Genomic DNA, 12,872 nt, shown 5'->3' with positions numbered 1-12,872 from the left:
CCCACTGCGGTCGAGCCAGCGCCAGCACCAGCAGCAGCCACACGGCCACGTTCAGCCAGAGCTGGCCGCGCCGGATGCGCACGCCGGGGCGCGACGGCGTCTGGCCGGTGAGCGCGGCGACGGTGCCTTCGCGCATGAGGCCCGGACTCAAGGTGACGTCGAAGGTCTGCTCCAGCTCGGCGAGCACCTCCATGGCCTTGAGCGAGGTGCCGCCCAGCTCGACGAAGCGGTCCTGGTCCGTGAAGGACGCCGGCGGCAGCGCCAGCACCTGCGCCCAGACCTCGCGTACGGCCTGTCGTACGTCCCCGTGCGCGAGGGGCACCGCGCCCCGTCGCACCGGCCCACGCGCGGAGGCGGGAGCCGTGGGGGCGGACGGCGAGGAGGTGCCGGTCGGCGAGGTCGCGGCCGGTGGCGTGGCCGTCGCCGACCTCGCGGAGCGATAGGCGCCCGCCTCGAAGCGGGCACGCATCAGCCGCCGCCGCAGCTTGCCGCTCGTGGTGCGGGGAAAGGCGGAGGGCGGCAGGGCGAGCACCGACACGTCGTCGTGGGCCAGCGTGCCGCGGACCCGCCTCGCGACCTCGTCGAGGACCTTCGTGGCGCCGCGCGGCGGGCGGGCCCAGGACACGAACACCACCACCCGCTCGCCGCCGGTCACCGGGTCCGTCGAGCCGACGACCGCCGCGATGCCCGGCGGCAGCCCCGGCGTCGCGGCCGCGACCTCCTCCATGTCCGGCGCGTGGAAGGTGCGGCCGTTGAGGAAGAGGACGTCCTTGTGGCGGCCGCTGACGCACAGCCGGCCGCCCCGCAGGAAACCGAGGTCCCCCGTGCGCAGCCAGCCGTCGGCGAATGCCTCGGCCGTCACCTCGGGAAGACCGCGGTAGCCCCGCGCGAGCTGGGGACCGCTGACCTCGATGTGACCCACCCGCCAGTCGGCGAGGGGACGGCCCGCGTCATCGGTGATCCGCACCGAGCAACCGGGCACAGGCACGCCCACGTCCATCACCTCCACGGCGTCGCCGCCCGGCTCCGTCTCCACCGCCCGGCCTCGGCTGAGGGCGTCGCGCTCCAGCGCCACCGGAGCGGCGACCTCGCCGAGCGGCGGGAAGGTGACGGCCAGCGTCGCTTCCGCGAGGCCGTAGACGGGTGTCGCCGCCCGCGGGTCGAGACCGGCCGGACACGTCTTGGCCGCGAAGTCGCGCCACACCGACGCCGAGATCGGCTCGGCCCCCACCAGCATCAGCCGCACCGCGCTCAAGTCGAGGGAGGCCAGCGCCTCGTCGGGGACCCGGCGGACCGCGAGCGCGAGCGCGAAGTTGGCCGCGGACAACACCGTGGCCCGGTGGGCGGCGGCCACCTCGAACCACAGACGCGGGGACTTCGCGAACGACAAGGGCCCGATCCGCACCTGCTTCGCCCGCACCGCGAGCGGCGCCAAGTGGGTGCCGATGAGCCCCATGTCGTGGAAGTACGGCATCCAACCGACCACGACGTCCCGCTCGGTGAGCGCCGAAGCGGCGGCGATCTGCCGCAGGTTGGCCAGCACGGCCGCATGCGTCAGCTCGACGCCCTTGGGCATGCCGGTGCTGCCGGAGGAGAACTGGAGGAACGCCACGTCGTCCGGCGCCGCCGGTGTGACGGGAGACGCCGGTGCGGCGCACTCGCGCAGGGACTCCAGGCGCAACACTCGTACGCCGTCGGGAAGTTCGTCGGCCACGGCCGCGCAGGACGCTTCGACCACGACCGGCGGGCGGCCGAGGTGCTCCCACACGGGAGTGACCCGCCGCGCATCGGGCGCGAGCGGCACCGGCACCAGACCGGCCGCGAGCGCACCCCAGAACATCGGCTGGAAGTCCTCTCCGCGCTCCGCGAGCAGCGGCACACAGGTGCCGGGCGCGATCCCGGCGCCGCGAAAGCCGCCCGCGACCCGCAGGGACTCGGCGAGGAGTTCCGAGTAGGTGACGGCCACTTCGCCGCCGTCCCCGCAGACATGGACGATGACCTGCTCAGGGGCTTCGCGGGCCGCGTCGAGCAGGACGTCCAGGAGCGTTGCAGTGTTCATGAACGCAGTGTTCATGAAACCGCGCGTTCGCACGTGCCGCCTCGGCCCCCTCGCCACCGCGGACGCGCTTACGCTGGGCGCATGCGCCTGCTGCTGACCTCCGACACCCACGTGCCCGCCAGGGCCAAGAGCCTGCCGGACGATCTTCTGGCGGCCATCGACGCGGCGGACGTGGTGATCCACGCGGGGGACTGGATCGACGACGCCACGCTCGACCTGTTCGAGTCCAGGTCGCGCCGGCTGATCGGCGTGTACGGCAACAACGACGGCCCGTCACTGCGCCGGCGCCTCCCCGAGATCGCCCGCGCGGAACTGGGCGGGCTGCGGTTCGGCGTCGTACACGAGACGGGGGCGGCCACCGGACGCGAACGGCGGTGCGCCGAGCGCTTCCCCGACCTGGACGTCCTCGTGTTCGGGCACAGCCACATCCCGTGGGACTCCCAGGCCCCGGGTGGCCTGCGGCTGCTCAACCCCGGCTCGCCGACCGACCGCAGACGGCAGCCCTTCTGTACGTTCTTCACCCTGACCGTGGCGGACGGCGCCCTGCACGACGTCGTCTCGCACCGGCTGCCGCCGAGGAGTTGACCCGGGCCCCGGCGGCCGGGCCGTTGCGGGGAGGCTCCTCAGGGGTGCAGGGCGCTCCACGTCGCCGCGTCCACCACACCCGTCACGGGCAGGGCGAACTGGCGTTGCAGATGCTCGACCGACGCCTTGGTGACCTCTTCGAAGACGCCGTTCACGGGGACGTTCACATAGCGGTAGACCTCGTTGAGGATGCACTGGAGGTGCCGCACGGCCTCTCCCGTACTCCCCAGCTGGAGGGTGCTGTGCCCGCCCAGGTACATGCACAGACGCCACTCGGCGCCCGTCGCGCCCACGGCGACCTCGGGGCGGGCGCCACCGTCGGGGTCCTTGATGGCGACGGCGCTGAGTCGCGGCGGCGTGTCCCCGGGGGCACGGGCGGCGACGGGGCCTGCGGCGGACATCGCCAGCGCGGCGGCGGCCACGGCCACCGCGGCTGCCGTACGTATCGTGCGTCCGGTCTTCATCGGGACTCCTCCTCGCGCCTGGGGGCGCCTGCGGAAAAATGATCGGGACAGGACAGGACAGGGCAGGACAGGACAGGACAGGGCAGGACGGTTCGGGGCGGGGGGCCCGGGGCGCTCAGTACCAGGGGCAGCGCGGCAGCCCCGCGACGGGGTGCGACATGCCGGAGGGGATCCTGACGACCTCCGCGGGGACGTTGCCCCAGCCCTTGATGCGGGGCAGCTCACCGACCTGGTCGCCCTGGGTGTAGTACCAGACGTTGTTGCCCTGGGTGTCCTTGGGGCCGATGGTGTAGCAGGTGAACCAGGACGGCGAGAGGCGCAGCCAGCCGGTGATCGGCGCGTCGAAAGAGGGCCTGCCGTATACGTCCGACGGAAGGTTGTCGCAGTACAGCGCCTTGGTGAACGAGTTGCCGATGGTGTCGCGCAGTGTGACGCCCTCCTGGAGGGCACAGGTGGCCCGTGCGTCGGCGCGCGCGGGCGTGGCCGTCAGGGGCAGGCACAGCAGCGCGCCGACGGCCGCGGCGACGGCGGCCGCGCGGGGCGAGATGCGCGGGAGGGACGGACTCCTTTTCACTGTGCACTCCTGATGGCTCGTCATGTGCCGGAAGGGGAGAAGCGAAGGGGCCGAGGAGGCGGCAGAGGTGGCACGGGGCCCGCTCACGACCAGGGGCACTGCGTGAGACCGGGGAAGGGGTGCTGAGGCGCCTTGACCGCGACCGCCGGCATGTAACCCCACGCCTTGACGGTGGGGGAGGCCACGATCTGGTCGCCCTGGGTGTAGTACCAGATGTTGTTGCCCATGTAGTCGGAGCCCTCCTTCCAGCACACGAACCAGCGCGGGCTGAAGAGCATCTTGCCGACCACCGGACTCGTCGAGCGCGACTGGATGCGGACCGAGCCGGGGGTGAGGTCGCACCACATGTCCCCGCTGAAGTTCATCCCGGTCCAGTCCTTGTGCGGCTCACCGGGCCGCAGCCAGCAGACCGGGTCCGCGTCTGTCGCCGCGGACGCGGGCGCGGTGAGCGCGCCGCACATCAGCGCGGCGGCGGCCAGCGGTCCCACGAGCCGGCGCGACCGGCGCGGCCGGCCTCTGGGTCTTTCCCTCATGGCGAGCACACCCCTCGTCTCGGTGAACGGTCGTCCCGGCGGACCGGTGGTTCCGGCGGACCATCCGGTACCTCTTCGTCGGTACGGGCCCGATGGTGGCCGTGCCGCCTGACGTGCCGCTGACGAGACGTGCCGCCGACGAACGGCAGTCAGCCCTCGTCAGCCCGCCATGAGACTCGGGCGCGCTCCGGGGCGATCTCCGCGATCAGGCCCTCCACCAGGGTCCTGATCTCGTCGCGGATGGGGCGGACGGCCTCGACGCCCTGGCCCGCCGGGTCCTCGAGCCGCCAGTCGAGGTAGCGCTTGCCGGGGAAGACCGGGCAGGTGTCCCCGCAGCCCATCGTGACGCAGACGTCCGACTCCTTGACCGCGTCGACGGTGAGGACCTTCGGCGTCTCGGCGGAGATGTCGATGCCCACCTCCCGCATGGCCTCGACCGCCGCCGGGTTCACCTCCCTGCCCGGGTTCGACCCGGCCGAGCGGACCTCGACGCGGTCGCCCGCCAGATGGGTCAGCCAGGCGGCGGCCATCTGGGAGCGGCCCGCGTTGTGGACGCAGACGAACAGGACGGAAGGCTTCTCGGGCATCTGAGGCCTCTCTAGGCGTCGGGCTTGGCGGGCTTACTGGGTGTGCGGGGCTTGCCCGGTGTGCGGGGGTGCGTCCCGGCGGGCGGTTTGACGGTCGCATCACTGGTCGCTGATGTGACAGTATCAGCCCATGCTGACATCAGCCGACACTGAACTGATCCGGGTGATCGCCGATCCGCTGAGGCTGCGGATCGTGACCCTGCTGGCCCACGAGACGCTGTGCACCACCCACCTCGTGGCGGAGACCGGCGCCCGGCAGACGAACCTCTCCAACCATCTGCGTGTGCTGCGCGAGGCGGGGATCGTGGAGACCGAGCCCTGCGGCCGCTTCACCTACTACAAGTTGCGGCCCGAGATCATCGAGGCGCTTGCCGCCACCTTCGGTGAGCTGGCCGAGACCGCGCGTACCACCGTGGAGACCGGCCGGAAGCGGGCCTGCTGATGACCGCGACGGACCCCGGAACCAGCTCACCGCCCCGTGGCGGCGAGGACGCCTCGATCGTCGCCAAGCTCTCCACGCTGGACCGCTACCTCGCGGTGTGGATCCTCCTCGCGATGGCCGTGGGGATCGGGCTCGGGCGCCTTGTCCCCGGCCTCGACGGCGTGCTCGCCGAGGTCGAGATCGGCGGCATCTCCCTGCCGATCGCCATCGGTCTGCTCGTCATGATGTATCCGGTCCTCGCCAAGGTCCGCTACGACAGACTCGACGCCGTGACGGGCGACCGCAGACTCATGGTGTCGTCGCTGGTCATCAACTGGATCGTCGGCCCGGCGGTCATGTTCGCGCTGGCCTGGATCTTCCTGCCCGACCTGCCCGAGTACCGCACCGGCCTCATCATCGTGGGCCTGGCCCGCTGTATCGCCATGGTCATCATCTGGAACGACCTGGCGTGCGGCGACCGGGAGGCGGCGGCGGTCCTCGTCGCGTTGAACTCGGTCTTCCAGGTGATCGCGTTCGGTCTGCTGGGCTGGTTCTACCTCGATCTGCTGCCGACGTGGCTGCACCTCGGCGACGGCGAGCACCTCGACATCCCCATGTGGAAGATCGCCCTGAACGTCGTCGTCTTCCTCGGTGTACCGCTGCTCGCCGGGTTCCTCACCCGCCGCGTCGGCGAGCGGAGGCTCGGCCGCGAGCGGTACGAGTCCGGCTTCCTGCCCAGGATCGGCCCGTGGGCCCTCTACGGCCTGCTCTTCACGATCGTCATCCTCTTCGCCCTGCAAGGCGGGACCATCACCTCGCGGCCGCTGGACGTGGCCCGCATCGCGCTGCCGCTGCTGGTCTACTTCGCCGTCATGTTCTTCGGCAGCTTCCTGCTGGGCAAGGCGCTCGGGCTCGCCTACGACCGCACCGCGACGCTCGCGTTCACCGCGGCGGGCAACAACTTCGAACTCGCCATCGCCGTCGCCATCGCGACCTTCGGCGTGACCTCCGGTCAGGCGCTCTCCGGGGTCGTCGGGCCGCTCATCGAGGTCCCGGTGCTTATCGGGCTCGTGTACGTCTCGCTGGCGTGGCGCGGGAAGTTCGGGGCCGCCAGGGGGTGATGTCAGGCGGTGGTGTCAGGCGGTGGTGTCACGTGGTGGCGCGGCCCAGCATCTGCCCCATCGCCGCCAGCATGGACGGCTCGACGCGGTAGTACACCCACGTCCCGCGCCGCTCGGAGGTGAGCAGGCCGGCGTCCTTGAGCTTCTTGAGGTGATGGGACACGGTCGGCTGGGAGACCCCCACGTCGGAGATGTCGCACACGCACGCCTCGCCGCCCTCGTGCGAGGCGACCAGCGAGAACAGCCGCAGCCGGACCGGGTCGCCGAGCGCCTTGAACATCGCGGCCGTCCGCACCGCCTCCTCGGCGGTGAGGGGGCGCTCCGTCAGGGGCGGGCAGCAGGGCTCGACGCCCGGATCCAGCAGCGGCAACGCCTTCGCATTCGACATGTGTCTATGTTGACACATGTCGAATCAGATCACCTCGGCTACCGAAAGTCGGCTTCTTGCTTCGATTGATGTCTATGTTGACGAACGTCGAAGCAGGTGCCATCCTTACGCCGTAAGGCATCGACAAACGTCGAATCAAAGGGGACTCCCGTGACCACCGCGCCGATCCATCACACGCCCGCCGCCCTGCCCACTGTGGTGATCGGAGCCGGACCCGTCGGCCTGGCCGCGGCCGCCCGACTCGTCGAGCGGGGCATCGAGCCACTGGTCCTCGAAGCCGGCGCCGCCGCGGGCAGCGCCGTGCGCGAGTGGTCGCACGTACGCCTCTTCTCCACCTGGGCCGAGGTCGTCGACCCCGCCGCCGAGAAGCTCCTGGCCCCCACCGGCTGGGTGAAGCCGGACGGCGCGGCCTACCCCACCGGCGGCGACTGGGCCACCGCGTATCTGCAGCCGCTCGCCGACGTCCTCGGCGACAAGGTCCGCTTCGGCGCGACGGTGACCGGGGTCTCCCGCCAGGGCCGCGACCGCGTCGTCGACGCCGCCCGCGAGCGGCAGCCCTTCACCGTCCTCGTCCGGAACACCGACGGCGGCGAGGAGCGGATCCTCGCCCGCGCGGTGATCGACGCTTCCGGCACCTGGTCCACGCCGGGCCCGATCGGCGGCGACGGCCTGCCCGCGCTCGGCGAGCGGGCCTCGGGGGAGCACGTCTCCTACCGCGTGCCCGACCTCAACGACCCGGCCGTCAGGGCGCGTTACGCGGGCAAGCGCACCGCGGTGATCGGCTCCGGAGCCTCCGCGTTCACCGCCCTCGCCTCGCTGGCCGACCTGGCGAGGGAGGCCGCGGGCACGCATGCGGTCTGGGTGCTGCGGCGCGGGATCAGCGGCGCCACCTTCGGCGGCGGCGAGGCGGACCAGCTCCCCGCGCGCGGCGCCCTCGGCCTCGCGGCGAAGGCGGCCGTGGACGAGGGGTACGCCGACGCCGTCACGGGGTTCCGCACCGACACCGTCGAGAAGAGCGGCGCCCGCCTGGTGCTCATCGCCGAGGACGGCCGCCGCCTCGACCCGGTCGACGAGGTCATCGTCCTTACCGGCTTCCGCCCGGACCTGTCCTTCCTCGGCGAACTGCGCCTCGGTCTCGACGACCGCCTCCAGGCGCCGCTCGCGCTGGCTCCGCTGATCGACCCCAACCAGCACTCCTGTGGCACGGTTTACCCGCATGGCGTCAAGGAGCTCTCCCACCCCGAGCAGGACGTCTACCTGGTCGGCATGAAGTCCTACGGCCGCGCCCCGACCTTCCTCGCCATGACCGGCTACGAGCAGGTGCGCTCCGTCGCCGCGGCCCTCGCCGGAGACCACGAGGCCGCCGAGCGCGTGGAACTGACGCTCCCGGAGACCGGCGTCTGCGGCGGCGCGGGCCTCTTCGACGACCCTGCCGACGCCCAGGCGCCGGGCAGAGCGCCGCAGGTGCCGGGCGGTGCGGAGGAGGCCGGCGGCTGCTGCGGCACACCGTCCGCGTGCTGAAACGCTCCGTGGGAAGTGCCGTTCCACGGGAAGTGAAGCTCCCCCGCCCTCCATGTCGCCCGAACGGCGGTGAGCGTTCGCGCAAGCGGCCCAGAGGCATTCTGCTGGAGAGTGATCGCATTTCCTACCACGGAGGAGATCACTCCATGCGTGTCCGCACCCTCAGTGTCGCCGTCCTCATCGCCGTCAGTGCCGTCGTGGGCGGCGCGGGCCAGGCCATCGCCGACCCCGACGACGACGGCCCCACCGCCACCGGCGTCAGCTCCAACAGCCCCGGCGTCATCTCTGGCAACACCACTCAGGTGCCCGTCGAGATCGGCGCCAACATCTGCGACAACCCCATCATCGCGCTCCTCAACCCGGTCATCGGCAACACCTGCAAGGCCAACTGACCACGCCTTCAGCGAGGCCGAAGCGGCCCGGACCGGGGACTCCCCGGTCCGGGCCGCTGCCGGTCAGCCGATCGAAGCCCAGTGCTTCCAGTAGTTCGCCGCACCGAACGACACCCGGTTGGCGAAGGTCCCGTCACCCTTGCCCGCGTTGAGCCACAGCCGGTCCGAGGTGTCCCGCGCGAGCAGGTCCTGCTTGCCGTCGCCGTTCACGTCACCCGCGCCGATGACGTCCTTGTAGGAGGCGCCCCAGTCCTTGAAGACGAGGACGCGGTCCTTGAGCTTGCCGGTGCGCAGACCCGCGTACCGCCACAGCTCGCCGGACTTGTCGAGGGCGAGGACATCCCCGACGCCGTCGCCGTTGAGGTCCCCGGCGCCGATGACCCGCGTATAGCCGGTCCAGGCAGTGCGGATCCTCACCCGTGGCTTGAAAGCGCCCGCGCCGTCGGCCGCGTACAGGTACACGTCACCGGTCGCCTTGTCCCGGGCCAGCAGATCGGGAAGGCCGTCGCCGGTCTGGTCGCCGCTCGCGAACAGCGTGTCGTAACGGCTCCAGTCCCGCGCGAGCCGCTTGTACGCCGAATCCGGCGAGGGCAGACCGCCGCCGCACACCGGGGTGTACAGACGGGTCTCGCCGTCCGGCAGCCGCACGATCAGGTCGTTGCAGCGGTCGCCGTCGAAGTCGCCGAACGGCACCACCCGGGTCTTCTCGTCCCACGGCGAGGCGTAGAAGGTGTCCGTGGGGTTGGTGGTGTCCCCCGTGTACAGCTTCATCGAGGCGCTGAACGACAGGCCCACCACATCGCCGCGCGAGTCGTCCGCGTAGTCGTGCCAGGCGGGCTTGCCGCGCGTGCCCGTCGTCGCGGTGAACGCCGTGGGCGTGCCGCCGCCGGCGGACGACTGCGTCCAGACCGCCACCGGACGCCCCTGGCTGTCGACGGCCGCCCGGCCGGCGCTCACGGTGTCCTTCGTCTGCGCGTTGAGGGTGCGCGGCTTGGCCAGGTCACCGCCCTCGACGGTCTGCGCGACGAAGTCCTCGCGCAGGGTGCGGCCCAGCTCGAAACGCTTCTGCGTGTACGTGACGACGACCGCGCCGCCCGCCCCGGGCACCGCGCCCAGCGAGTCCGCGTCGACGTTCGACGCGAGCTTGCGGGCCGCGCCCCAACTGCCGCGGGAGGCCAGGCGGGTGGCGACGCCCAGCGTACCGCGCCCCTGCATGCTGACCGCGGTGATGTCGCCGTTCGGCGCCGTCAGAAGCTCGGCGGGCGCGTACGTCCGCGCGCCGACGCCGATCTGCTCGGACTGACCCCACTGGGCGGCCCCGGCCGCCTTGCGGGCGTAACCGCCGTGCGAGAGCAGATGGAACCCGCCCTCGGGGTGGGCGGCCAGCGTGACCTGCTCGGGCTGCACGCCGAGCTGCGCCAGATCGCGCGGCTCCGTCCAGGAGGAAGCCGGGTCCGCGGGCTTCTCCACGTACTTGTAGTGCCACTTGTACGCGGTCGGGTCCGGGTCGACGCCATCGCCCGTGTAGTGGCTGTTGCCGCCCCAGATCACGCCGACCGTGCCGGCGGGGTCGACGGCCACCCGCATGTCCCGCAGCGTGTAGTCGTAGGTGTGGTCGTCGCGCACGATCGGGTCCGGCAGCTGGTCCAGCGTCTTCGGCGCGGACCAGTCGGCACTCGGTCCGGACCGCTCGACGACGGTCAGGCGGCGGTCCTCGTCCATCCACGCGACGGCCTGCTGGCCCTTGGCGTTCGCCGCCAGGGTGGTGCTCTGCGTGCGCCAGTGGGCGCCACCGCGGGTGACCGTGCCGGTCGCGATGGTCTCCGCGGGCGTGAAAACGGTGCCGTCCGGCGCGAGGCGGTACATCTTCAGCGTGTTGGCTCCGCCGTCCGCCGCGCCCGTCCACCACAGCAGCGAGACGGCGCCGTCATCGGTGCGCTGGAGAGTGCCGCCCGGCGGCACGGGCGTGGCCGACTGCCAGGTCGTGGCGCCCGTGGCCCGCACCGAGAGCACGGTCTTGCCGCCCTGGGTGAAGAGCCCGGCGACAGCGCCGTCGCGGGTCGACTTCAGGTCCACGACGCCGGTGACGCCGGTGAGACCGGGCAACTCCTTCGGCGCGGTCCACGGGCCGATCCCGGCCGGCACGGCGGCGGGCAGCGTGGTCGGCGTGGCCGCGGGCGTGGCCGCCTGGGCGTACGGCACGGCGGCGCCGAGTGCGAGCGCGGAGACGAGCGCGCTCCCCAAGAGCGCGCGAGACTGCATGGTCATATGAGAAAGCCCCCCCGGGCTTGATACCTGTCCCGGCTCGCTGCCGGGAAAGTAGCCGAAGCGTATATCAGCCAAGATCGTGTCGCCGGGGCGGGTTTGCGCCCCTCCTGACCCAGAACAACAGCACCACCGAACACACCGCGGCGAACGCGCACCACGTGGAGATGTACTCCTGCCGCCACAGCGCCAGGGACACCGCCGCCCCGAAGGCGACCAGGAGACCGAAGAGGACGAGGCCCCGGTCGCCGGAGAGGAGCAGGGAGCCGATCGTGGCGAGGAGATAGCCGGCGACGACCAGCTCCGCCTGTGGCAGCCCCAGGGAGTACCCGACGGTGTGCCCCCGGATCTCGGCCGTCACCGTGCGGGTCGCCAGCGCGTGGGCGAGCGCCGCCGCCGTCGCGGCCCCGGCCGCGAGGGGGACGAGCAGACGGCGACGGGCATGCGGCGGCGCGGCGCACAGCACGGCCGCCGGTACCCACAGCGCCAGCAGCGGGAGCGCGATGACGGCCCATGCGACAGTGGCGGGCCCGGTGCCGCCGCCGTTGCTCCAGACCGCGGACTCGACGATCTGGTGGGCCCCCAGGAGCAGCGGCAGCGCGGCCAGCGGCAGGTCACGGGGGTGTCGGCTCGCCAAGGCCACGGAGGCGACCCCCACGGCGGCGATACCCGTGCCCGCGACGAGGTCGGCCGTCGCGCTCCAGCACATGGCGGCAACGCTACGTGCGCCGTGGCGGGGGCGCGCGTCGGGATCCGGCGCGAGGGCCTCGCCACGCCTCGCCCTCATGACCTCGGAGTAAAGGGTCCTGCCGGGCCGAAGGCCGAGGCGGCGAAGCGTTCGCCGATCAGGCGGTGGGAGGCGGCGTCGGGGTGGAGCTGGTCGGGCAGCGGCAGCTCGGCGAAGTCCGCATGGCCGTAGAGGTCGCGGCCGTCCAGGTAGTGGAGGTTCGCGTCGTCGGCGGCGCGCTGCTTCACGATGCGGGCCAGCTCGTCCCTGATCACATTGAGCGTCAGCTTCCCCGCGGCCCGTTCGGCGGGGTCGCCCATCGCCGTGAACCGGATCCTGCCCTCACCGATGTTCTCGAAGTCAGGGGCGCCGGGTCCGGGCGTGTCCTCGTGGATCGGGCACAGGATGGGCGAGACCACCAGCAGCGGGACGGTGGGGTGCCCCTCGCGGATCGTGTCGAGGAAGCCGTGGACCGCGGGCCCGAAGGCGCGCAGCCGCATCAGGTCCAGGTTGACGAGGTTGATGCCGATCTTGACGCTGATCAGGTCCGCGGGGGTGTCGCGCAGGGCGCGCGCGGTGAACGGGTCGAGCAGGGCACTGCCGCTGAAACCGAGGTTGATCAGCTCCACGCCGCCGAGGGAGGCGGCGAGCGCGGGCCAGGTCGTGCTGGGGCTCGCCGCCTCGGAGCCGTGGCTGATCGAACTGCCGTGGTGCAGCCACACCTTGCGGCCCTGTTCCGGGGCCGGTTCCACGGGGGTGTCGGTGCGCAGGGCGACGAGTTGGGTGACCTCGTTGTGCGGCAGCCAGATCTCCACGTGCTTGACGCGGTCGGGCAGGCCGGAAAAGCGGACGGTGCCGACGGGCCCGGGCACGGTCTCCGACGAGCCGGTGGTCATGTCCACCTTCAGGACATTGCCGCCGGTCACACTGGCCTGCCCGGCGAGGGTGCCGTCGACCAGCAGGTCGTAGACGCCGTCCGGGCGGGGCGGGGCTCCCTCGTAGGCCGTCTTGGTGCGGAGGGTGTCCAGCTCGATGGTGGTGGCGCGGGTGCGGAACACCAGCCGTACGCCGGAGGGCTGGGACTCCGCCATGGCCAGCTGCCCGTCGGCGCACTGGGCGCGGGCCCGGGCGGGCAGCCGGTGCGGAAGCACTCCGTACTCGGTGCGCTCCAGGTCGAGCGCGCCGCGCAGGAGATCACGCGCGAGGGAAAGGGTGATCGGCGCGGTGATCAAGCC

14 protein-coding genes are annotated in these 12,872 nt (G+C 72.2%); 5 read left to right on the top strand and 9 right to left on the bottom strand.

All coding sequences use genetic code 11. From position 1 onward, the window contains the following. On the bottom strand, positions 1 to 2,059 hold a 2,059-nt coding region (locus tag GKQ77_RS17080), incomplete at its 3' end, for a non-ribosomal peptide synthetase (RefSeq protein WP_219689638.1). Positions 2,060 to 2,140: 81 nt separating this feature from the next. Here GKQ77_RS17080 and GKQ77_RS17075 point away from each other — a divergent pair. Then, complete coding sequence (locus GKQ77_RS17075; protein ID WP_219689637.1) at positions 2,141 to 2,644, top strand: metallophosphoesterase family protein; 504 nt, start codon at positions 2,141 to 2,143, stop codon at positions 2,642 to 2,644. A 38-nt stretch (positions 2,645 to 2,682) separates the two neighbouring features. On the opposite strand, the gene GKQ77_RS17070 is transcribed toward GKQ77_RS17075, so the two are convergent. The 4 genes from GKQ77_RS17070 to GKQ77_RS17055 all read right to left on the bottom strand — a co-directional run bounded on the left by GKQ77_RS17070 (position 2,683) and on the right by GKQ77_RS17055 (position 4,802). Then, positions 2,683 to 3,108, bottom strand: a complete 426-nt coding sequence (locus GKQ77_RS17070) for a peptidoglycan-binding domain-containing protein (protein WP_219689636.1) — start codon at positions 3,106 to 3,108, stop codon at positions 2,683 to 2,685. Between the two features lie 115 nt (positions 3,109 to 3,223). After that, the gene (locus GKQ77_RS17065) at positions 3,224 to 3,682 is read right to left on the bottom strand and encodes a hypothetical protein (protein WP_219689635.1); all 459 of its coding nucleotides are present in this window, start codon (positions 3,680 to 3,682) and stop codon (positions 3,224 to 3,226) included. Between the two features lie 83 nt (positions 3,683 to 3,765). After that, on the bottom strand, positions 3,766 to 4,170 hold the full coding sequence (locus tag GKQ77_RS17060) for a hypothetical protein (protein ID WP_219689634.1): 405 nt from the start codon (positions 4,168 to 4,170) through the stop codon (positions 3,766 to 3,768). A 194-nt stretch (positions 4,171 to 4,364) separates the two neighbouring features. Further along, a complete protein-coding gene (locus GKQ77_RS17055) occupies positions 4,365 to 4,802 on the bottom strand; it encodes an arsenate reductase ArsC (protein WP_219689633.1) in 438 nt (145 codons plus the stop codon). Positions 4,803 to 4,932: 130 nt separating this feature from the next. Between GKQ77_RS17055 and GKQ77_RS17050 the strand changes: the two genes are divergently transcribed. Further along, entirely contained in the window at positions 4,933 to 5,244 is a 312-nt protein-coding gene (locus tag GKQ77_RS17050; protein WP_219689632.1) for an ArsR/SmtB family transcription factor, read from the top strand. Beyond that, the gene (gene arsB / locus GKQ77_RS17045) at positions 5,244 to 6,344 is read left to right on the top strand and encodes an ACR3 family arsenite efflux transporter (protein WP_219689631.1); all 1,101 of its coding nucleotides are present in this window, start codon (positions 5,244 to 5,246) and stop codon (positions 6,342 to 6,344) included. Before GKQ77_RS17050 ends, arsB begins: the two co-directional genes overlap by 1 nt. Positions 6,345 to 6,372: 28 nt before the next feature. Here arsB and GKQ77_RS17040 read toward each other — a convergent pair whose 3' ends face one another. Next, positions 6,373 to 6,732 (bottom strand): ArsR/SmtB family transcription factor, encoded by a 360-nt coding sequence (locus GKQ77_RS17040; protein WP_219689630.1) that lies wholly within the window; start codon positions 6,730 to 6,732, stop codon positions 6,373 to 6,375. A 150-nt stretch (positions 6,733 to 6,882) separates the two neighbouring features. On the opposite strand from GKQ77_RS17040, the gene GKQ77_RS17035 reads away from it, so the two are divergent. Together GKQ77_RS17035 and GKQ77_RS17030 are read left to right on the top strand one after the other, a co-directional pair. Next, positions 6,883 to 8,253: an NAD(P)-binding domain-containing protein gene (locus GKQ77_RS17035; RefSeq protein WP_372459904.1), complete on the top strand. Its 1,371-nt coding sequence runs from the start codon at positions 6,883 to 6,885 to the stop codon at positions 8,251 to 8,253. Between the two features lie 146 nt (positions 8,254 to 8,399). Next, positions 8,400 to 8,645, top strand: a complete 246-nt coding sequence (locus GKQ77_RS17030; RefSeq protein ID WP_219689629.1) for a chaplin — start codon at positions 8,400 to 8,402, stop codon at positions 8,643 to 8,645. A gap of 63 nt (positions 8,646 to 8,708) precedes the next feature. On the opposite strand, the gene GKQ77_RS17025 is transcribed toward GKQ77_RS17030, so the two are convergent. The 3 genes from GKQ77_RS17025 to GKQ77_RS17015 all read right to left on the bottom strand — a co-directional run bounded on the left by GKQ77_RS17025 (position 8,709) and on the right by GKQ77_RS17015 (position 12,869). Further along, positions 8,709 to 10,907: an FG-GAP repeat domain-containing protein gene (locus GKQ77_RS17025; protein WP_219689628.1), complete on the bottom strand. Its 2,199-nt coding sequence runs from the start codon at positions 10,905 to 10,907 to the stop codon at positions 8,709 to 8,711. Positions 10,908 to 10,980: 73 nt separating this feature from the next. Then, on the bottom strand, positions 10,981 to 11,619 hold the full coding sequence (locus GKQ77_RS17020; protein WP_219689627.1) for a DUF6629 family protein: 639 nt from the start codon (positions 11,617 to 11,619) through the stop codon (positions 10,981 to 10,983). Positions 11,620 to 11,693: 74 nt separating this feature from the next. Beyond that, entirely contained in the window at positions 11,694 to 12,869 is a 1,176-nt protein-coding gene (locus tag GKQ77_RS17015) for a GDSL-type esterase/lipase family protein (protein WP_219689639.1), read from the bottom strand. Positions 12,870 to 12,872 lie beyond the last annotated feature (3 nt).

Source organism: Streptomyces anatolicus (assembly GCF_019400875.1).
GTDB classification, from domain to species: domain Bacteria; phylum Actinomycetota; class Actinomycetes; order Streptomycetales; family Streptomycetaceae; genus Streptomyces; species Streptomyces anatolicus.
The sequence above is the reverse complement of the archived record's forward strand: the minus strand, read 5'-3'. Positions and strand labels throughout refer to the sequence as shown.

Excerpts from the sequence above, each read along its gene's own strand:
- GKQ77_RS17075 (WP_219689637.1), top strand. The coding sequence starts at position 2,141 with ATGCGCCTGCTGCTGACCTCCGACACCCACGTGCCCGCCAGGGCCAAG.
- GKQ77_RS17050 (WP_219689632.1), top strand. The coding sequence starts at position 4,933 with ATGCTGACATCAGCCGACACTGAACTGATCCGGGTGATCGCCGATCCG.
- GKQ77_RS17055 (WP_219689633.1), bottom strand. The coding sequence starts at position 4,802 with ATGCCCGAGAAGCCTTCCGTCCTGTTCGTCTGCGTCCACAACGCGGGC.
- GKQ77_RS17025 (WP_219689628.1), bottom strand. The coding sequence starts at position 10,907 with ATGCAGTCTCGCGCGCTCTTGGGGAGCGCGCTCGTCTCCGCGCTCGCA.
- GKQ77_RS17070 (WP_219689636.1), bottom strand. The coding sequence starts at position 3,108 with ATGAAGACCGGACGCACGATACGTACGGCAGCCGCGGTGGCCGTGGCC.
- GKQ77_RS17020 (WP_219689627.1), bottom strand. The coding sequence starts at position 11,619 with ATGTGCTGGAGCGCGACGGCCGACCTCGTCGCGGGCACGGGTATCGCC.
- GKQ77_RS17030 (WP_219689629.1), top strand. The coding sequence starts at position 8,400 with ATGCGTGTCCGCACCCTCAGTGTCGCCGTCCTCATCGCCGTCAGTGCC.
- GKQ77_RS17040 (WP_219689630.1), bottom strand. The coding sequence starts at position 6,732 with ATGTCGAATGCGAAGGCGTTGCCGCTGCTGGATCCGGGCGTCGAGCCC.
- arsB (WP_219689631.1), top strand. The coding sequence starts at position 5,244 with ATGACCGCGACGGACCCCGGAACCAGCTCACCGCCCCGTGGCGGCGAG.